This window comes from Photobacterium arenosum (genome assembly GCF_014841115.1).
In the GTDB taxonomy this organism is placed as follows: Bacteria; Pseudomonadota; Gammaproteobacteria; order Enterobacterales; family Vibrionaceae; genus Photobacterium; species Photobacterium arenosum.
In genome coordinates this window covers 138,686-159,686 of the sequence record NZ_JACYTP010000008.1, presented here as the reverse complement: position 1 = coordinate 159,686, position 21,001 = coordinate 138,686, and the positions used below count along the sequence as shown (strand labels likewise).

15 protein-coding genes are annotated in these 21,001 nt (G+C 49.6%); 5 read left to right on the top strand and 10 right to left on the bottom strand.

Features of this window, described 5'->3' with window-relative positions:
• The first annotated feature begins 105 nt into the window (after positions 1-105).
• Together IFO68_RS13670 and IFO68_RS13665 are read left to right on the top strand one after the other, a co-directional pair.
• Complete coding sequence (locus IFO68_RS13670; RefSeq protein WP_192016413.1) at positions 106-1,110, top strand: helix-turn-helix domain-containing protein; 1,005 nt, start codon at positions 106-108, stop codon at positions 1,108-1,110.
• Entirely contained in the window at positions 1,100-2,311 is a 1,212-nt protein-coding gene (locus IFO68_RS13665) for an MFS transporter (protein ID WP_192016412.1), read from the top strand. Before IFO68_RS13670 ends, IFO68_RS13665 begins: the two co-directional genes overlap by 11 nt.
• Here IFO68_RS13665 and IFO68_RS13660 read toward each other — a convergent pair.
• Genes IFO68_RS13660 through moeB form a run of 10 tightly spaced genes read right to left on the bottom strand, consistent with a single transcriptional unit; the run spans position 2,308 to position 15,960 of the window.
• Entirely contained in the window at positions 2,308-3,474 is a 1,167-nt protein-coding gene (locus tag IFO68_RS13660; RefSeq protein ID WP_192016411.1) for an acyl-CoA dehydrogenase family protein, read from the bottom strand. The genes IFO68_RS13665 and IFO68_RS13660 overlap by 4 nt on opposite strands.
• A 35-nt stretch (positions 3,475-3,509) precedes the next feature.
• Positions 3,510-6,026, bottom strand: a complete 2,517-nt coding sequence (gene pigE, locus IFO68_RS22080) for a prodigiosin MAP biosynthesis aminotransferase PigE (protein ID WP_192016410.1) — start codon at positions 6,024-6,026, stop codon at positions 3,510-3,512.
• A 10-nt stretch (positions 6,027-6,036) separates the two neighbouring features.
• Entirely contained in the window at positions 6,037-8,427 is a 2,391-nt protein-coding gene (locus IFO68_RS13650; protein ID WP_192016409.1) for a decarboxylase, read from the bottom strand.
• 20 nt (positions 8,428-8,447) lie between these two features.
• Positions 8,448-9,500: a hypothetical protein gene (locus IFO68_RS13645; RefSeq protein WP_192016408.1), complete on the bottom strand. Its 1,053-nt coding sequence runs from the start codon at positions 9,498-9,500 to the stop codon at positions 8,448-8,450.
• A complete protein-coding gene (locus IFO68_RS13640) occupies positions 9,500-10,720 on the bottom strand; it encodes an MFS transporter (protein WP_192016407.1) in 1,221 nt (406 codons plus the stop codon). Before IFO68_RS13640 ends, IFO68_RS13645 begins: the two co-directional genes overlap by 1 nt.
• Position 10,721: 1 nt before the next feature.
• On the bottom strand, positions 10,722-12,386 hold the full coding sequence (locus tag IFO68_RS13635; RefSeq protein ID WP_192016406.1) for a class I adenylate-forming enzyme family protein: 1,665 nt from the start codon (positions 12,384-12,386) through the stop codon (positions 10,722-10,724).
• A complete protein-coding gene (locus IFO68_RS13630; RefSeq protein ID WP_192016405.1) occupies positions 12,383-14,047 on the bottom strand; it encodes a CoA transferase in 1,665 nt (554 codons plus the stop codon). Before IFO68_RS13630 ends, IFO68_RS13635 begins: the two co-directional genes overlap by 4 nt.
• A 46-nt stretch (positions 14,048-14,093) precedes the next feature.
• Positions 14,094-14,366: a MoaD/ThiS family protein gene (locus IFO68_RS13625; protein ID WP_192016404.1), complete on the bottom strand. Its 273-nt coding sequence runs from the start codon at positions 14,364-14,366 to the stop codon at positions 14,094-14,096.
• Between the two features lie 9 nt (positions 14,367-14,375).
• A complete protein-coding gene (locus tag IFO68_RS13620; RefSeq protein ID WP_192016403.1) occupies positions 14,376-14,783 on the bottom strand; it encodes a M67 family metallopeptidase in 408 nt (135 codons plus the stop codon).
• A gap of 10 nt (positions 14,784-14,793) precedes the next feature.
• Entirely contained in the window at positions 14,794-15,960 is a 1,167-nt protein-coding gene (gene moeB, locus IFO68_RS13615) for a molybdopterin-synthase adenylyltransferase MoeB (RefSeq protein ID WP_192016402.1), read from the bottom strand.
• Between the two features lie 229 nt (positions 15,961-16,189).
• Here moeB and IFO68_RS13610 point away from each other — a divergent pair, with 229 nt between their 5' ends.
• From IFO68_RS13610 to IFO68_RS13600, 3 genes are read left to right on the top strand one after another with little or no spacing between them, the layout of a single operon-like run.
• Positions 16,190-18,214, top strand: a complete 2,025-nt coding sequence (locus tag IFO68_RS13610; RefSeq protein ID WP_192016401.1) for a TonB-dependent receptor — start codon at positions 16,190-16,192, stop codon at positions 18,212-18,214.
• 7 nt (positions 18,215-18,221) lie between these two features.
• A complete protein-coding gene (locus IFO68_RS13605) occupies positions 18,222-19,250 on the top strand; it encodes a class I SAM-dependent methyltransferase (RefSeq protein WP_192016400.1) in 1,029 nt (342 codons plus the stop codon).
• Between the two features lie 15 nt (positions 19,251-19,265).
• A complete protein-coding gene (locus tag IFO68_RS13600; protein ID WP_192016399.1) occupies positions 19,266-20,804 on the top strand; it encodes an aminotransferase class V-fold PLP-dependent enzyme in 1,539 nt (512 codons plus the stop codon).
• Positions 20,805-21,001 lie beyond the last annotated feature (197 nt).

Here is a 21,001-nt window from a genome sequence, read left to right as displayed (position 1 = left end):
TTGGTCTGCACAATTCACGTCGATAAAGCTTATCGTTGCATGTGTCTATAGAGTCATATATATTTAGTTAATCTAAATGATAATTATTATTAAGCGCATACGGACATGTCAATACAGCCTATTCATAACCTTATCGTCAAGGACACGACGGCCGGAGTCACACAGGTCACACCCGGCTTACATGAGAGGTGTGCTTTTAACCCATTAGGGTGGTACGACATAACATTTCCAGACAATAAAGGCGAGAGTCACTTCCGCTGCTTCCGTCTGGCAGAAGATGTCTGCTTCACCAAAAGCACCTATCAAAGCGATGAACCGCTCTTATCAAAAATTGATTATCACAGTGACACCACGTTGATGGTATTTGGTTTAAAAGGTAAAAGTCAGCTCGGTTTTCATCCTTCAAAACTTCACACCATCAATGTCGGGGACATCTGGCTTTTCAACCTGACAGGCAACACGTTTTACCGTTACAGCAGTGCTGGCGCTCCGCACGAAATGGCTGTACTGAAAATTCCGACTCAACGCCTTAAAAAAGCATTTTGCGAAAAAGATGAAATCTTTAGCGCCATTTTTACCATGCCCAGCGCACAAGTTGCTGTACAGCAAAAAAACCAGGAATGGATCGCCCCTCTGATCAGCAATCCGCTTCACAATCCTTTTGATCGCATTAAAGCAGAAGGAAGCGCGCTTGAATTATTGGCTCATTGGCTAGTGCCTCTGGCACAGTCTGTCCAGCCATCGGAAGCTCCCCCCAATCCTGTGCACAATAAACCGATTGAGCGCGCGCGTCATATTTTGGTATCCGCTTTAGCAAATCCCCCGACTTTGTACGAGCTGGCGAAAGAAGTCGGTATGAGCCATACCCGTTTAAACCGGGATTTCAAGAAAACGTACGGTAAAACAGTTTTCTGCTGGCTGCGAAGCTACCGTTTGGATCTGGCAAAAACCTACCTGAAGGACCCATCACAAAGCATTACGGATATTGCCCATCTGTGCGGTTTCAGTAGTGCCAGCCACTTTACCCATGCATTCCGAAATCATGAAGGGTTCACCCCTGTTTGTTACCGTTCTCATCAACTACAGAAAGCCTCTCAAAATGAAAAATAATCCGCCGAACCCTATCCGCGCGCTCCTTCCTCTGATGGCAATACTCATCGGTAATGCCGTCGCTCATAGCCTGTTCATGATCAGCTTTCCGATTGCCGGGAGAGTGCTGGGAATGAGTGATATACAAACTGGTGCTGTTCTCTCCCTATCCGCCTTTACTATGCTTCTGGTCGCCCCCTGGTGGGGACGATACAGTGATAGCGTCGGATGCCAGCCGGCTATTCGCTCCGGTATCATATCGACAGCTTTGTTCCTGATTATGGGTGCGGCTCTGTTTACCCTGCAATCCTCATTAATCTTGTCTGCAACCGCCCTTTTTCTCAGTTTTCTGGCAATTCGTATTTTTCAATCCATTGCGGTTGCAGGGATGATGCCAAGTATTCAGGCGCATATTGCCAATGTTACCCCAGAACAAAAACGTGTATCCGGCATGGGACTGATGGGAGCCACATTCGGTATTGGCAGCTTAATTGGCGGCAGTACAGCCATGCTGACCGGCGTCGCGTACTTTCCTCACTCAATGCTAATCATAGCGGTGCTGATGTTACTGACATACTGGCTGTATCTTCCCCGTATTAACAGCACATTTGTCAGGCAAACCGTTCGTGAGAAATCTGCCCCCGTTCAGAAACTGCCTCTGAAAACAATCGCGCCTTATGTGCTGATTACGTTTGTCGTGATTTTTATCTACGGCCTGATACAGCAAACCACAGGTTTACGATTACAGGATCAGTTCAGTTATACCGCTCAGCAGGCGCTCAAAGGCAGTGGTGCTATGCTCACGATGGCAATGGGCTGTATGGCATTAAGCCAGGTGCTGCTGTCCTGTTTAACGATTAGCCGGCCAGTGAATATTCTTTTCGGAGGGGTGGTGCTAGGCTGTATCGGCTTAGCCGCGCTTATCCAGGCGGATACCTATTTAGCAATGATGATTTCAATGGCAATGACAGGTCTCGCCATGGGGTTAGTCCTGCCTGCTAACCTCGCGCTGTTGAGCCAAAAAGCAGGCATAAACCATCAGGCTTATGCCGCTTCAATCAATATTATTGGTAAAGGGATAGGGCTGGCGGCCGGACCATTGGCAGGGGCAGCAATGTATCAGGCTGATGCGCTCTTCCCTGTGTGGGCCTCACTGCTGTTATTCGCTGTGTTGCCGCTGTTTCTGTTGCATCAGCGCCAACACGCTATCGCAGAGGGTTAAACGTCACAGAGCGGTAAAACCCCATTTTTGAGCAGAGAACCTGAAATGATATTACGGTGAATTTCAGACGTACCGTCAATAATGCGGAACAAACGGGCGTCACGGTAAAAGCTTTCAATAGTGCCACCATCATGGCAACCTGACGCCCCAAACAGCTGCACCGCATCATCGGCTAATCGCCCCAAAAGTTCAGAGACATACACTTTCAGCATAGAGATCTCTTCCCGGCAAGCCTCTCCGGCATCCATTCGCTTCGCTGTTTCCCACAACAGTGCTCGGGACAGGCGGATTCCTGTGGCCCCATCTGCCAACTTTGACTGCACAGTTCCAAACATGGAGAGTGACTGACCAAACTGCTGCCTTTGCTTAGCGTGCTCTGTCATTTCGTGCAGCAACCTGACACACTTGCCTAACCCTCTGGCGGCCACTTTTGCCAGCCTCGCTTTGCCCAAAGTACTGCAGAGCAGTTGAAAGCCTTGATTCTCTTCACCTAATAACGCATCGTTAGCGAGCTCTATTTGATCAAAAATCAGTTCTCTGTGACTGGTGCCATCAAAACCTATCATGTTAAAGCGCTGCCCTAGTGAGAACCCTGCTGCCTGCTTATCAACCAGAAAGAGTGATATTCCCTTCACTCCACGCTCAGGTGCCGTTTTCGCAGCAACAATAAAGTAGTCGGCATAGTCGGCATCACTGATATACAGTTTGCTTCCTTTCAAAAGCCATCCACTGTCGGTTCTGACCGCTTGCGTTTTCATCGCTGCCACATCGGAGCCTGCATCTGGTTCAGATACGGCTAAAGCCGCCCAACGTTTCCCCGCCACCGACGGTTGCAGATACTGCTCCCGTTGACACGCGCTCGCCAAGGTCAAGCAATCATAAACGTTGCCAGTAGCACGACGGACCAAAATATCTTTGGTCACACCTAATTGCTCTTGTACCAGTACATTTTCAAACAGACTCAGTCCTCTGCCACCCAGCCCGGTGGCAATATTCGTGGCAAAAAAACCAGCCTCTATACCTTTTTGAGTGAGCCGTTTCGCATCATCGTCGGTCAGAGTGGCAAACTTAGTGATCTTGGATTCAAAGGGCAGCAATTGCTCATGAGCGAACAGACGCGCACGTTCCACCAAAACTGTCTGGCTTTCTGTCAAAATTGTCATCAATCGGTTCCTTCCTTTAAATACACGGTTTACCCCTAATTCCTGAATGTTGACAGGTCTTCACAGACTTGGCGAAATGCATGAATAAACCGCATAGCATCGCTTTCGCTCAGGTTGAGCGGAGGCTGAATACGCATAACACGGTTACTGTTTGCCGTCATGAACGTCAGAATCTGATGCTCTTTTGCCAGCTTTGTCACAACACGCAGCACAAACATATCCTCGAGACTTTTCTCAATATCCTCAACAGCCGAATCAATGTGTTGTTTGGCTTTGTCTGAAATCTGATGGTAAGTCCCGGCGGCATCCCACATAAAGCGATGTGCCAACTCCTCAACTGTGGCGGCTATACTGCCGGAAAAAGAGTGCTCAAACTCAATACCCAGCATGAGTCCTTTTCCTCTTACCGCTTTGATGAAGGGATATTCACTGGCTATATCGTCAAGCGCTTGTTTGAGCATCACACCTGTTGTGCTTGCTCTGATTGTAAGCTGCTCTTTTTCAATAATGTCCAGTGTTGCAATAGCCGCAGTCGCGGCCAGATTGCCACCACCAAAAGTGGAGGTATGAAGTGCAAAACGATCGGTGCTGCCGTAGGCGGCATCCCAGACACGGGAAGCGGACAGTGTCGCGCCAATCGGCACCATGCCACCGGACAACGATTTAGACAGAACTAAGATATCAGGACAGACGTTATCCCACTCGCAGCAAAACATTTTACCGGTGCGCCCCAGTCCGGTCTGAATCTCATCCAGTATCAGTAAACAACCATAATCATCACACAGCTTGCGTACTGCTTCGAGATAACCGCCAGGGGGTAAAATGACCCCTCCCTCTCCCTGAATTGGCTCCAGGATAAAAGCTGCGATACCGCCTTTTGCCAGTGCCACTTCCAGTGCCGCTATATCGCCAAATGGCACTGAATGGCATTGTGTAAGCAAAGGCTCGAATGGTTTTCTGTGTTTTTCTCGCCCTGTCACAGACAACGCACCCAGCGTTTTACCATGGTAACCATTTTCACAGTACAGCATCTGCGATTTATCCGATGCCGCCAAGGCCAGCTTTATCGCTGCTTCAACCGCTTCAGTACCGGAATTACTCAAAAAGACTCGGGACAAATCACCCGGCGCCAAAGCAGCCAGCTGTTCTGCCAGCAAAGAGGCCTGATACGGCATAGACACGTACTGAATAAAGGTTGGTTGCTGAGACACCAGGTAATTGGTCATTGCCTCGGTAATGGAAGGATGGTTATGGCCGACATTGACACAGCCGTAACCGGACACAAAGTCCAGATATTCAGCGCCTGACGTATCAGTCAGGATCGCTCCCTGGCCTTTAACAAACACCCGCTCTAAATGATGATGTTCATAAAATCGGGCCATTTCCGGATTAATATACTGCGCAAAACGCGATCTCGTCTGGTTTAATGTCAGCTCACTCCGTTCAGCCAAAACGCCGACATTTATGTTACGCGAATGATGAAACTGCCTGACTGCCGACCAGTGCTGCTTGGTCACTTTGCGCCCAAGGCTGGCAATCGGCGTCGGAAAAAAGCCATGACGCTGAGCAATTTCACCGATTTCGAGTACGCGCTTACTGTCTAGCTCCCTACCGATAGAAAAGGCTTCAGCCCGACCTTCCAATGCCAGTATCAGGGTTTCAGCCAAACAGCCGTTCATAAACATTTTGGGGTCAAATTCAGGCTGAACGCCCCCAAATGAAACCTCTTCACTGGCAGAAATCAGCCCGCCGTCAATCAACAGCAAGTCGCTCCTGGGCGATGCCTGTTCCATCACATCACGCGGTAAAGCAACATCCACCACAACTGAGCCTGGCAGCAGCCGGGCAGGATCAATCACGCCACCTGACGAAGTAGCTGCAACATAAAAAAGCATATTCTGATAACAGGACGACAAATCATTGGTCAGGATGACTTGTCGGTGGTACTGCTCCGGCAGGTAAGCAAGCAAATGTGCCGGTGAAGATTCCCGGTGACGGTGGACCAAACGCAGTCGCACTCCATGTGGCAACAGCAAGCGTGCAATCACTAATGCAATGGAACCCGGATATCCGACAATAGCGACCTCAGCACCATCTTCACTGACCTCCAACTCTGCCAATGCATCCAATACATTTTTATAAGCGACATACGCTGTCAGAGAATTACCTGTTGTAACCGGTAGCTTTGCCCGTTTCGCTGTCTGCATGCCACGCTGCCCGACTATGCCGGTAAAGCCGCCCAGTCCGACCAACTCTGCGCCTTCCTGCTGTAACTGATGGATCCCTTCAACGACTCTGTCAGTCATCACCTGAGGCTGACTCAGCATTTCTTCAGCAGTAAGTGGCATGTAGTGAACAATACCGCTGCATTGCGCCCCCGTAGCACTAACCACCCGCTCAAATCGTGTAAAGGGAACCACATTTTCTTTCTGCCAGTTTTCAGGCGAAAAACCATAAGCCTGCTCCCGGCTCATCCGGCCAAACATATCCATCAGTTTCGCATGCCGTTTGAGCGGCACGGACGTTGGGTGGGCAATAAAACCAAATTTCACTATCAAATCCTTATGCTACGTTTATTCGATGCCATGCCGCTTCCGACAACAGGCTTAATCCATCACCGTCTGAGTTATGAGCGAGTACCACATCAATGAAATGCAGGCCGTGCTGCTTGGTTAACCGAGCCTGACATTGCTCTGGATCAAAACGCTCCCACCGCTCACGAACAATCGGAGGGCAGTCCAGAGAATACCGCCCCTCCAAACGGCCGCTCTGCGATACATCATGCGTCTGTAACAAAGAAACCTGTCTGGTATTACTGCTCGCACTGCGATTATCAAGATAGGAACGAATCATAGACAGCACCCCGTTACACAAATAGAAAACGGTAATACTGATTTGATCCCGATGAGGGTTTTGCGCAAGTGCAGCCTGTGTCTGGCGTTCTATGTCCGGCACTAATGCTCGTGCCCCGTCTCCGATAAACGCCAGAATGGGAAGTTTGGACGTTCGCGCCAGGTAAGGCAGAGCCATCAATGCATCCCCCATGAGCGCCCTGCCATACCAACCTGAAAACCCTTTATCTGTCTTCGGCAAATTACGAATCGCACTCATTCCGCAGCGACCAACATCGTACACCCCCAAGTATCGATATCCGTCCTGAACAATCTTCTGATGTAACAAGGAACCCAGGGAGGCAAAGAAAAAGTTTGGAGACATAGGAAGCTGCGACAGCCAATCCGATGGCATGGTTTCAGGTTCTGCCTGCACCCTGTCTAACTCAGACTGCCGGAAATCCAGCACCTCTGAATCAACATCCAGTCTGGTATAAACTGACTCTAAGAATGGCAGCAATGCACTGACAACACCTAGATCGGTAAAGGGCGAAATATGCTCTTGTTTCCTGTTCACCTGAACAATGTGACACTTGTTTTTCAATTTACCGGGTGAAAGAGGAGAAGCCGCTTGATCAACTTTACTCTTCAGAAAGAAGAGGCTTTGGGAGGCCGGGTCAGCTAATTGTTGTTCCTGATGCAGATAACGGAAGACTTTACGGTTAAAGCCGTACACAGAGAATGTTCCTACATAATTATCTACAGGCTGCTGCTGGTAGTAATCACACACTGAACCGGGAGACACCATTGAATCGGCTAAAGCAATACCGGCCTTACGGGCAATCCGGTAGACCAAATCACGCTCATGATCGGTCAAATGACTGCATTGCCAGAGAATACGTCGCTTAGAATGATTCAACAGATTCATGACTTCTGCCAGCCGGTCCGGTTCAACGTTTGATCTTGCCACAGGCAGCAAACATTGTTCGGGGGCAGGTACTAAGCTCTCTTTCAAAACACACTCCAGCATCTGCTGGGTGGCAATCACGAATACCGGACCGGGTTGCGTCTGCTGAATACGGGCAACCTCAGCCAGTCGCTCCGCCAGCGTCGATTTATCGTTCAGGTAAACACAGGGAATTCCTTTGGCTGCCAGTGTCTCACGCCCATCATAATCGCAGTGCATTGTCCCCTGAAACGGAAACCAACTCGTATCAGGACTGTCGGCACACAATATGATACCTGGCGCATTTGCACGTTTTAGATTGTATAAGGTCCCGCGAAATTCATCGATCATACCTGACGTAATTGCAATGACATAACCACGCTGAGACAACTGCCAGCCACAAAGTGCCGACACAGCCAGACTGTGTTCATTGGGCCCGCTTTCACATAACGTGGCAGAATTTTCGGATAACCGGAACATTGAGTCGATAAACCCAGAGATCATGGAACCTGTGTAATAGTGAAAATCCCAGCGATCCGGAAAGTTCAGTGACATAAAGCGATGGATAAATCGCGCCGTGGTAGAAACGGTTGGGGTGGCTGCCAGGGTTCTTGCCAGCAATTTATTAATATAAGCGCTGTCCAGATGATCCATCAGGGTTTTCAGAATCTGCATTTCCCAGATCAAAGGCGCTTCTTGCTGAATGCTCAAGGCCACCATACCGGGTGAACGCCCTTCAGCCATTGACAGATCCGGTAATGACAGCAGAAATGAATAAGATGAAACTCTGCCAGGGTTACACTCAAGAACCGACCAAAAGTGTTGGCATAGTGTTTGCCCACTTTCAGACGAAAGCAAAATGTCATCCGCAATGATCACATCTATCGGGGAAGAATCCGCCGCCATGAGTGCAGTCCTAGCTTCCTCTGCTGAGCAAAATTCACAGATATGAAAAGAAAACTGATGGTGTTCCTCTGCGTCTCTGAGGTAATGTTTAGCCTGACTCAACAAGTGATTAAATATTTCTTCCTGCGGCAGGTTGACCCCGGAATGCCATTTGGCAAGCTGTCCGTTTTCCGCGGCCATAGCTGAATGTAACTTGTCGATCGCATGCCGTACCCCGTTACGAACTTCGGCAGAGCGGGCTATCACACAAATCCCTATGTTTCGATGCACTTGAACTCTCCTCACTCAGATTAAAATGCACTGGCTTCCACTCTTCCCGATACAATCAGCAAAGCCTGCAATAAAAAGAAATAACCGTAAGGCATTTCTACGCTATCCTGACGGTTCGCAGCAGTGGCATAACAGCAACCAGAAAAGCGAATACCCTCTGTGTTACCGGTGACACAATCACTCGCCAGAACAGAGTCCAACATGGCAACTGCTCTGTCCTTCCATTCGCCAACGCCCCCCATCACCTGGTGCATTTTCAAATAAGCCACCACGCTAATCAGGCTTGCAGAGGCATCTGGCAATAACACACTGTCCTGAGCTGTATTGAACGGAATAGATACACCAAAACGCTGCCACCAGCGCTCGCAGCAATGCTGAGCTTTTTCCTGATAGGTTTCTGGGTCATACAATGCTGCTGTTGCCATTGCTAATACTCCCCAGCTTTGTCCTCTTGGCCATTCCCCACTGATACCTTCCGGATGCCAAGCGTTTCGAAATAAGCTATGGGTATAAAAATCACCTTTGGCTGTCATTAATTGGCTCACCATTAACTTGGTATGCGCCATAGGCATAGACTGCCAGTCAGCATGCCGGCCCATTTCAATCAGCGCCGCGCAGGGATCAATGGTTATTCTGTTATTGCCAGCCTCCCCGCCCCCCATCGCTGTTCCTAAAGGAAAGCCTTCCCAGTGTGCGAATGTTGCCGACAATTGACTCTGACACTCAGTCAACAGGGTTTCGGCCTCGCTATCATTGGTTAGCCGGGCAACCGGGCCAAAGCCATACCAAGCATTCATTGCTCTGAATACTGAGTCGGCATTCAGTCCCTGTGCTATCTGATTCCAGCGGCGACGCCCCCGGTTTTGCAAGGTGTCAGAATCCGTCGCGTACCCGGCCAGCCATAAACAGCCAGACCAAAACCCTGCGATCCAAGAGCCACGGGATGACATCACCCACTCATTACCGGTTTTGCGGAAAAGTGGAAACTGCCCTTCTGATTGCAAATCAGTTGTCAGTATGTGCGCCGCCAGCCCGGAGATAATTTCAGCCCTTGTCATATGAGATACTGCCATCACTGTGTGCACCCTGCTTTTGTTACCGACGCCCGTAAGCGCTTGGCTGCCCATATGCATGAAATGAGACACGCCAGCAAAAGTCCGACCCCTGCATATAAAGAACCTGCCAGCAGGACGACCCCTTGAAACAGCAGAGAGCCCGTTGCAATGCCACCGAAAAACGCCATTGACACTTTTCCTGACGCTACTGGCACTTCACCAAAACCCGGATACTTGATGATCATTGCCATGGCGACTGAGTTCGTCGCCACCAAGGTTCCGCCTATCCCTGCGACACCTGCGTAAATCATCCACAGGTGTTCGGTACCGGCACCAAAAGTAACCACCAGAGCTATAGCCGCTATGGCATACAGCACAATCAGTAAATCAGACTCGTGGCGTAACCTGCTGGCTAGCGGCGTAAGTACAAGGCGGGATAAAATACCCATCAGCCCAAACAATGTGATTAAAAATGCCGCCTGCCGGGCAGACATGCCACTTTGAGAAGCAAAAGCAGGTACCTGAGTAATGAAGGCTGCCAGTGTGATCCCTACGCTTGCCTGCATTTGCATAACATAAAGTAACCAGGCGCGGTTCGCTTCGCCTCTGGCAGGTGGCGGTGCGGCATGGACTTTGGGTTTCCAATTTCGCCCAGCGGCAAGAAATGCCATTAGCAGACACAGAGGAATAACGAAAGCAAACGCGGTACGCCATCCCCACAATGAGGCAGCCAAAGATAAAACGGAGCCGGCAGCCAGTGCCGATAGTTGAACACCGGACTGCTTCACTCCAACCATGAAAGCTTTACGCGCAGGGGGGACCTGAAGTGCAATCGCCTGATTAGTGACAGGGTTCGCCAATGCCTGCGACACACCGCATACCGCAATCGCTATTAACATCCCGAACCAATGTTCAAAGAGCACTAACGCGGCAAAAGACACCCCTGTTAACAAAAACAAAGCAGTGGCTGAGCGTCGCAATCCCCACTTCCTTACCCAGCGACCCGCCTGCGCAGACAATAGCGCGGCCACGCCAAAAGCTGCCAGTGTAAACATGCCTAACAGCTCGGCATTAATATGTTCATCAGCCAGCATCAATGGCGCAAGCGCACCACTGGCATACAAAATGAGCATGGGTAAAGCCATTGCCATTAGCAGCGTAAGCAGTAAGGCATAGTCTGTTTTCGCTTCTATCTGAGGCGCGAATTGAGCCTGAGAGGAATTGGGGGATTCACGCATATTATCTCTCCCTGCTAACCTGGGACGCTTCCGACTGTTCAGGTTGTGGCAAACTAGCTAACCACTTAGTGATAGACGGTTTATCAACTTTACCGGCCGGACTTAGCGGTAACTGACTAAAGTGACTTAAGAATTCTGGCCACTTATGTTTTTCAAGACCTTGCTGGTGTAAATACTGGGTAACGTCATTCAGAGAAAGTGGTGATGTACCCTGCTGTAATGACAGACAAATGCAAACGCGTTGACCCAGGTCATGATCAGGAACAGCGACGCAGGAAGCGCTGACAACATTCGGATGTTGTGTCATCAGTTTTTCTATCTGGGCAGGACTGATATTCACACCACCGCGAATGATCACATCTTTCTTGCGCCCCATCAGATTCAGGTAACCGTCACTGTCTATACAGCCCAGATCGCCGGTATAGACCCAGCCTTGCTGATCCCGATAAGTTTCATCCAGCACTGGCGAGTTAACATACTGCATCGGCGTAATGGGGCCACGCGCTGCAATTTCGCCGATCTCACCCTGTTCCAGCGGCTGATGGTGATCGTCAACAACCCGGATCTCACAGATTGATGGATCCGGCTTACCAACGGTTGCCGCAACCTTTTCCCTGCTATCGGTCAACGCATTAAAGCAATTCACTCCATCTGCCGAACCGTACAGGTTAATGAACTGGCAGCCAAAAGCCTCATAACACCGGTTAATCGTGGCTTCATCGATCAATGCGCCGCCGCTCACTAAGGCGACAAGATCCCTCAAATCGAGCGCAGCCAAACGATCATCGGATGCCAAGCGCTGAAACATAGTCGGCACGCCCAGAACATGAGTCGGCCTGAACATGCGAATCGCGTCAATCGCTGCATCTACGGAGAATTTAGGCAGAATAATGACAGTACCGCCAAGTAAGGCCATCACACACGAACTGGCTGTCGAACCAAAAGCCGACCCCAGAGGCATCAGATAAAGCGGGGCGAATCGTGGCTTCCCGTCCGACAGTAATGCCATAAACCGCCCTCTGCCGCCCAACAGCGCATTGTGCGAATAAGCCACCAGTTTGGGTTCAGATTCAGTACCTGACGACACCAAAAAGCGAACAGGATCATCCGGTGACAGTGCCGGGCATTCAGGCAAAGCGCTAGCATTCAGTAAATCAGCAAAATCGCACCAGCCCTGACGCTGTTCACCTACGGTAATGAGCAAACGCAATGACAACAACAATGGCCGCAGAGTCTCCAGCATTGCGCATACATCTTCACCTTCCGAGTGATGTTCTACGATAATAGCTCTGGCCTGGCATCGCTTGAGTATGGACTCAATATCCAGCTTGCCCCTTCCAGGCGGGATGGGACACACCACCACACCAATCGCGGCCGCGGCCATGTCAATCACCAGTGATCGCCAGCTATTGCCCAATTGGTAAACCAGCACATCTCCCTTCACCATTCCGGCCTGCGCCAATCCATTTGCGACTTTGAGACTGTGCTGATAGATCTCCTCAAATCGATGGCTTCCTTCACTGGAACACACTGCAATAGCATCCGGCTGTCGCCTGACCTGCTGGGTGAAAGCATCAAAAACAGTGATGTCCGGATAAGCACCTTCAGCTTTCCACTGTGTACGTACTTGTGTAGGAACCAGATTGATAATGCCTGCAGAATTCATTGCGGCCTCCATAATGAGCTTAACTGGGTAAACGCCCGGGTTGTCAGGAAAGGTTCGGTTTCATTAGCAGATGAGAGGGACGCTAACTCGATGTAATCGCTATGCATCAAAGAACTGCAGTCGCAGGCATCACCTTGTAATGCCGGTTCGGTCAGCAGAGTGGCTGCACCGAGCAATGAGCTTTCGGCGTATATGCCAGATTGCCCCTTCACTCGACAGTACAACGCCATTACCGCAGCCTGAGCGGCCAGAATACCGCCAAAAACATCCGTAGCCGTAAAAAGCGTCCCTCCCGGAATACCCGAGTGCCGGCTAATCACATCGGCCAGTCCCGAATAGGCCTGAGCCATAAAGTCAGTACCGGGTATCTGGATTGTGCTGTCCATTTGCCCCCAGCCTCCTGCATAGACATACACAAGATCAGGGTTAGCTTTACTCAGTTCAGTCATGTCCAGACGGAGCTCTGCTGCCTTGCCGGGCGCCCAGTTGTGAATGAACATATCGGCATCACCAGATAATGCAGTCACCTGTGCCCGGCCCGCTTCTGACTTGATATCGACTTCAATCACCTGCTTGTTACCGTTCAGTGCCGAAAAGCGGGCCGAACAATCATCGGCAAGCGGAGGCATACCGCGTAACGGGTCTCCTCCTAACGGTTCAATACGCGTCACACTTGCTCCAAGCGCTGCCAGAATGTAACCGGCCAGCGGCCCCTGAATCCGACGGCAGGATTCCACTATGCTGATACCTGATAAAGGAAGCCCTCCGGGCTCAGTACTGAAAGGCAGAGGACAAACAGAATCAGACTGCTGAAACATGAAATGCCATGGCCCCTGAGACAACAGGGCCTCGACATCGTCATCCTCTCTCCGCGCTTGCAAAGAGCGCACTGCCGTAATTGCAACTCCCTCTTTTATTGCTACTTTTTCCAAATCACTAAAATCGTGTTCAGCTAACAGTGATGGCATCGCCGGAGGTAACGGGGCAATAGCCTTGGCATAGCGCTGCATAAACGCATGCCAACCTTGGCTGACATCTTTCGGAGCCGCGCCCAGGGACAGCCAGAATGCCTGCCAACGCTGCGGTGACAAGGATTCCAGCTCAAACAAAACACCGTCTTTAGATGTGAACGGTGGTCGAACAGAGGGATCCGACTGGCCACTGGAAAAACACTCGGGATCAGAGGCTGTTGTAGCCCCGGCCATATATTGTCCTACCGCTAACAGGCCTGCTTGTCGCAAATCAAAAACAGTTTGATCGCAAGTCATCCCACGATGCTTCCCGGTCAGGCCAGCAAATAATTGCTGCACAACCAGAGATGCACCCGCGATGGAAATATAATCGACCCCTAACGTCACCTGACGATCCAGAGAGCGTGAATGAACCGAAGCCAAACCGGTTAATACCTGTAACGCCCCCTCACCACACACCTCACCGTCTACAATCGGCGTTGTAACCATAACAGTGAATGCAATGCCATCCTGCTCACTCAGTGCCAGATGCAATTCATTCGGGGCCGTTTCGTTATTTCGATCCTCGAACCGAATTCCCAGCTTCACCGCCTGAGAATAAAGCGCCTGAATAAAAGGGGAAAATGCGTCACTGGCCTGACTGAAATTACCCGTCAGGTTTAACGATTGAAAATATGCTGATTTCGACATGACTTTTCACTCTGCATTATTGAAGACTGATTAAAAGCCCGGAACATTAACCGCCAGCGACGGCTGGAAGAATAGTAATGGCATCACCAGCCGAGACAGCAGTATTCAGCCCTTCACCAAAACGAATATCCTCATCATTGACATATAAATTAATGAAGCCATGGACTTGCTCATTTTCAACTAAACGAGCTTTAATGCCGGGAAAGTCGACGTCCAGATTTTCGATCACTGTTTTAACGCTGTTACCTGACGATGTGACGGTTTTCTGATCATTTGTCAAAACGCGAAGAATAGTTGGAATATGAATAGTGACAGACATGAGTTTTCCTTATTGAATAATCTTAATGTTTTCTTCAACCGGACGTCCTTCCAGATACCTGAAACTTCGGACTTCCAGATACGAATCAGGGGAGGTCGAAACAATGACATGGTGAGTATGTGGCGTAAGAGAAAAGGCCAAATCTTCACGGCTGGGATAGGCCCGCGAGCCAGAGTGAGAGTGATACAGCACAATAGGCTCACTACCTTCCTCTTCCATCTGACGCCAGACCTGAAGCTGTTGTTTAGAATCAAAGCGGAAATACACTTCAGATTCAGCGATATTGCGCATAGGGATGACCGCCGATGGGATATCGCTGCCTGCCGGACCAACGATTAACCCGCAGGCCTCGAGAGGATGCTCCTGCCGCGCATGTGCAACGATGGCGTCAATTTGAGACTGAGTCAGTACTAACATCCAGATATCCTCAGTAACTTGCCATATTTGGATCAACCTGCTGAATCCAATTCAGAATGCCGCCTTCGAGGTTTTTCAGATCCTCAAAGCCTTGTTCTTGTAATGCCAGCAGCGCTTTACGTGAACGTCCACCCATCTTGCAGTACAGGATCACCGGCAGCTGTCGATCGAGCTGGGATAAGCCTTTACCGCTGATGATGTCTCGTTGGGGAATACTGACAGAACCCGGTATATGGCAAATTTCGCGCTCACCCGGCTCCCGGACGTCAACCAGCTGAAAGGTCGCTTTCTGCTCAAGAATACGCGCTAAATCTAACGGCGCTATTTGCGGAACAGCGACATCAGAAACTGTGTTATTCAAGCCGCACAGCATCTGATAATCACTCAGAGCATGAATGGGCTTACGATTAGGTGCTTTGCGCAATGGCAGGGTGCGATAGGTCATGTCCAACGCATCATAAACCATCAGGCGACCAAGCAGACTGGTACCTGCTCCTGTGATCAGTTTGATGGCTTCCGTTGCCATGACACTACCAATTGCCGCACAAAGCACGCCAAGTACACCTCCCTCAGAACAAGACGGCGCATGTTCAGGTGGCGGTGGTGCAGGATACAGATCGCGATAATTCAGCCCCTGCCCTTCAGGCGCGTCTTCCCAAAAAACCGATGCCTGACCTTCAAACCGAAAAATGGATCCCCACACATAAGGTTTCTTTGCTAATACGCAAGCATCATTCACTAAATAACGGGTTGAAAAATTATCTGTGCCATCCAGAATCAAATCATACTGACTAATAATCAACAGAGCATTTTCCGGTTCCAGTCGCTCATAGTGACAAATCACTTCAATGAATGGGTTAATATTTTCAACCGCATTTCGTGCACTGTCCGCTTTATTCTTACCTACATCAGAAATACCGTGAATAATTTGTCGCTGCAGGTTTGATTCTTCAACATCATCAAAATCAATAATACCCAAGGTTCCAACCCCAGCGGCGGCCAAATAAAGCAACGCAGGAGAACCAAGTCCACCGGCTCCAATCACCAGCACTTTGGCATTCTTTAGCCGACACTGACCGATATATCCAATATCTGGTAACAATAAATGACGACTATATCTCTCTTTTTCTTCTCTCAACAGATTTGGAGCAGGTTCTACTATTGGTAATAGTTTCATATCTAACCCTCTGAAATTTTCCGGCCTTTACTTTTGAAGACCAACTCATTTTCACTTTGTATTAAAGAGAAGAAGGGAAATAAAAAATATCAAACGGCGAGCTTTTTTCTATCAAATGACGAACACCCGCTTATTTGTTCGCAATTTGATATCGGTTTGTTCTGCATTTTATATCGCAAATAGTTACAGCCCCTATAGTGATGCAAGTATTTCGTTGCGGAGAAAAATAATGAAACGGCATCACATCATCGGGCTAGGGGTATTGCCAGTCACCTGTCTCAATGCTCAAGATCAAATCCCCCACACAGCACCTGATGACATTATTGTCGTTGAAGCAAAATACTGGCCAGAATCCGGACAGGATATACCCGCCACGCGCCACTTTATTCCGTCAGAAAGTATTGCCACACCTGCCCAGGAAAATATAGAGCGCCTCAGCCAGTATGCTGCCAATACCATTGTCGAGAATTCTTCCGTCCAGCCCAGGGTTGTCATCCGCGGTCAGTCATCACTGGATACGGGTTTGAGCAGCCCTGTAGGTTATATGATTGACGATGTATCTTTGCCTCTGGGTATCCGGCAAGCCCCGGATTTTCTGGGTATCGACTATATTGACCTCATCAAAGGCGCTCAGGGCAGTTATTACGGCAGAAATTCTGAATCCGGAGTAATCAAAGTACATAGCCTCACTCCCGGTCGCGAGATGTCCGGCTGGGGAGCATACAGCTATCTTCAGTCTAAAGGAGGCGAAAGCAGTGCGCCTGGCCATCAGATTGAAGCTGGTATCCAAGGAGGCTCAGAAACGATTGCAGGAATACTGGCAGTCCGTTCACTAGATGCAGAAAGCCCCTACTATAACCAGTTCAGACAATCCAGTAATGAGAACGAATTAACTCGCCTCCATGTAATGGCAGGAATGACTTACGCACCCAATGCACAAACGGCCATACAAGTGCGCAGCCGGTGGCAAGACAGTGATGATGGCAGAGCCACAATGCGTTATCTGACAGGCCCGCTGGCAACCGAGCGATTCGTCGTAAATCAAAATACGCTCTCAGATGAAAACGAAACCACATCCGTGCATTCACTGCGTATCGACCACGATTTCGGCCCAATGGCGCTAACGGCTATCACCGGCTATACCGATTATTTGCAAGATTTCATTATTGACCCGGACACAGGCCCCGCACCGATAGCCGCCACGACCTCATACCTTCACGACATTTCTGTTTCTCAGGAGATCCGCATTGCCGGCACTCAGGCTTCTGGCTTGCAGTGGGCAGCGGGAACCTACTTATTTCAGCAGGACACACACGTTGATTTCACTATGGGCTTTTCAGGTCTTGCCCGTGATACCTTAATCGAACATAAAGGGATCGCAGGTTTTGGTCATCTGCAAATACCGCTCACGCATGCACTCAGCTTGACTGCAGGTTTGCGGGTAGAGCATTCAGAGCAGGAAGGCGCAATGTCAGGCGTTGGCCCGCAAAATGTAACTCAGACGCTGGACGATACACAGTGGTTACCCAATCTGATCAGCCATTACCGGTTTTCGCCACAACAACTGGCCTATCTCAGCTGGTCCACCGGCTATCTGCCCGGCGGGTTTAATTACAGCTCTGCTCTGTCAGATGACAACTTCACCTATGATGCGGAATACACCAACAGCTTTGAAGCTGGCTATCAGAGTGACTGGCTAGATCACGACCTGCACATAGAAGCTGCCCTCTTCTATAACCAGATCCGAGATAAACAGATGCTCGACATTTTGCCTGGCATGGTTCAGAAAATGACAAATGCCGCTGAAGCGGATATTTATGGTTTAGAAATGCTGGCTGACTGGCAGTTCAACTCGCTCTGGTCCGTCAGAACACAAGTCGGCCTGCAGCATGGTGAAGGCCAGCAAACCAGTAATAATGCTTCAGGGCAGACAACAAACGACCTGCCATACACACCCGATTACACTTGGTCTGTCGGCCTCAGGTATTCGCCGTTACCCACGCTGGATACTGAGCTTGCGGTCAGGGGCAGCGACACCTATTTCTTCGACAGCCAAAACACCCTCAAACAGGATGCTTATGAAGTGGTCGACTTCAGTGCCACCTATCTGTTGAGCCCGGTTACGCTGACCTTTGCTGTCAATAACCTCTTTGATGAGGAAATCTTCAGCCGCGCTGTCAACACACCTGCGGGCGCCATTGTCGAAGACACTCAGCCGCGCACATTTTCAATTACCGCTAACTATCAATGGTGAGCCAGTCATGATGACTTCACTTTGCGGCACCCCAGAGCAGCATGCACTATTTTCATCCCTGTTAGGGCCTGTACGCTGGCAGGTGCTGGAGTTTGCTTTTTCACACCGCTTATTTGACCATTTTGAACAAAGCAATTCTGTTGAAATCGTCGCGCAGCAACGCCACTGGGATCCTGAGCGGCTTGAATTGTTACTGAACGCCTTAGTTGCCATGGAGTTGGTGAGTAAATCTGCTTGCGGTTACAGGTTAAATACGCAATATCGCCCCTATCTGCTCAGTCATTCTGCACAGTACCTTGGCGACACCCTCACTCACCTTGCCCGCGTGAAGTCAATCTCACCTGCCACTATTAATGATTTACTCCAATTACCGCACCAGTCTGCTACAGAACTGAACATGCGAAATACGCAGTTCTGGCAGCAGGCGACTACCGGTTTACAAGCTTTCCAGCGCAGTGTTCGCAACCCGATCCTTCTTCCTGTTTTGAGCACACTGCAAGGCTGGGATACAGGCTTAACAATTCTGGATTTTGGTGCAGGGTCTATCCAGCTCGCTGAAGATATTCTGAACTGTTCTCCACAATGTGAAATCACAATCTTTGATCTGCCACCTTGCTGTGAGCTCCTTCAGCAACAGGTCTTGCCAGAAAGTAAGCTGGCCTCTGCAATCAGATTTCTGCCAGGGGACATGAATGAGGCTAACTTCGGAGTGGGTTATCAACTCATTATCGCCGCCATGTCCCTCTACTTTGCCAACGATCTCAACCAGTGCATTAACCAGCTTTGGCAGGCTCTGGAGCCAGGCGGAACTTTCATCAGCTTTCATGAGTCGCTCAATACGGCGCGCACACAGCCCGCTTTTCACATACTGGGGCGCTTACCTGCCGAACTAGCCAATGGGCCACTTTCACTAGAGGCCGGGCAAGTTGAAGCCGCACTGGAAGCCAATACACCAGCAAACCTGCGATCTCTTCCACTACAAACACCTTTTGGTGAAATGACTTTGATCATTGCAGAAAAATCCATCAACGCATAATTAGAGAGGGTAAACATGTTATTAAATAAAGACTATCTTCGTCAGTCTGTGATTGGAGATCAATGGCCGGTACACACTCCTTTCGGCATCAAACCCCTTGTGTACGCCGATCACACAGCCTCTGGCCGTAGTCTGTCTTTAATTGAGCAATTTATTCAGGATCAAGTGATGCCATTTTATGGCAACACCCATACTGAAACCTCGCTTACTGGCAGGCAGACCACCTTCCTGCGCGAGCAAAGCCGGCGTATTATCCGTAAAGCCTTAAATGCTTCTGAAGAACAGCACGTGATTTTCACAGGGTCTGGTGCCACCAGCGCCATCAATCGCTTTATACACCTGCTGGATTTACCTCGGTATCAAGAACATAAACCTGTTGTGTTTATTGGCGGGTATGAGCATCACTCTAACGATCTTCCCTGGCGTGAAGCGAATGTCAAACTGGTACGCATACCGCTAAATGCAGCAGGCGCTCTCGATCTGGATGCATTACGTGAGCAACTTACCTGTCACCAGTCGTCTCCGCTATTAATCGGTTCATTCTCTGCAGCATCCAATGTCACCGGAATAAAAACCGATGTAAAAGCAGTAACGGCATTACTCAAATCATTCGGTGCTCTGGCTTGCTGGGATTTCGCAGCCGCTGCACCTTATGTGCCCATCGACATGCAAGCTATTCCTATGGATGCTGTTTTTATCTCTCCTCATAAGTTTTTGGGTGGCCCGGGCACCCCGGGATTACTGGTCGTTCGTCGAGGCTGCTTTCAACAACGGCTTCCGGGGCTGAATGGCGGTGGTACGGTTTCTTATGTGAATGCAGACATGCACCATTATGTTGAGGACATTGAACGACGGGAAGAAGGCGGAACACCGGCAATTATTGAATCCATCCGTGCTGGCCTGGTCTTCAAAATCCAGCAACAAATCGGGCTGGACTACATTGAACAGAGAGAAAAAGAATTGGTCGAACAGGCATTTACCTGTTGGGCATCTATCCCGAAGCTGGACATGCTTGGCAGCCAATCATTAGAACGTCTCGCTATCTTTTCCTTTAACATCAAACAGATGCATTATGGAGTCGTTGTAGCCATGCTCAATGACTTATTTGGCATCCAGGCTCGTGGTGGGTGTTCTTGTGCTGGCCCATACGCGCATCACCTCTTGGGCATTTCATCTTCTGAAGCTGAGCAAAACCGGCAGAAACTACAAGCTGGAGACACTCAAAGCCGACCCGGGTGGGTGAGGTTAAACTTACACTATTTGTTTGATCAAAAAACCGTCGACTATATCCTTGAGGCCGTGTCAGTTATCGCGAACCAAGGCCACTTACTCCTGCCCTATTATCATTACCACCAAGATAAAGGTGTCTGGCTTTATCAGCATCATCAGCCTCAGCTGACAGCTTCACTGGATCATTTCGACACTTATTCGGATAACAGCTTCAGCCCACCCGAATCAATGAGCGATGCCATGAGCAATGCTAAGTCACTGTTTGAGCAACTGCGTAATGCCCCCGCCCACCGCCTGCACAGTAATGATGCAACTGTACCTTAGCAGTCCGATTCAACAGACAGTATTTCCGGGTGAGAACGCTCTCACCCCGTGACTATGCCCGCGACACCAAATGATAAGACTGGATAGAGTCAGATTGATATGAATCAAAAGGCACAATAACTAAGTCCGGGCCGTAGTGCGATTTCATCCTGCGTTTGGGCTGTGTTCAAAAACCCGTATATAGTTATTCCAATAAG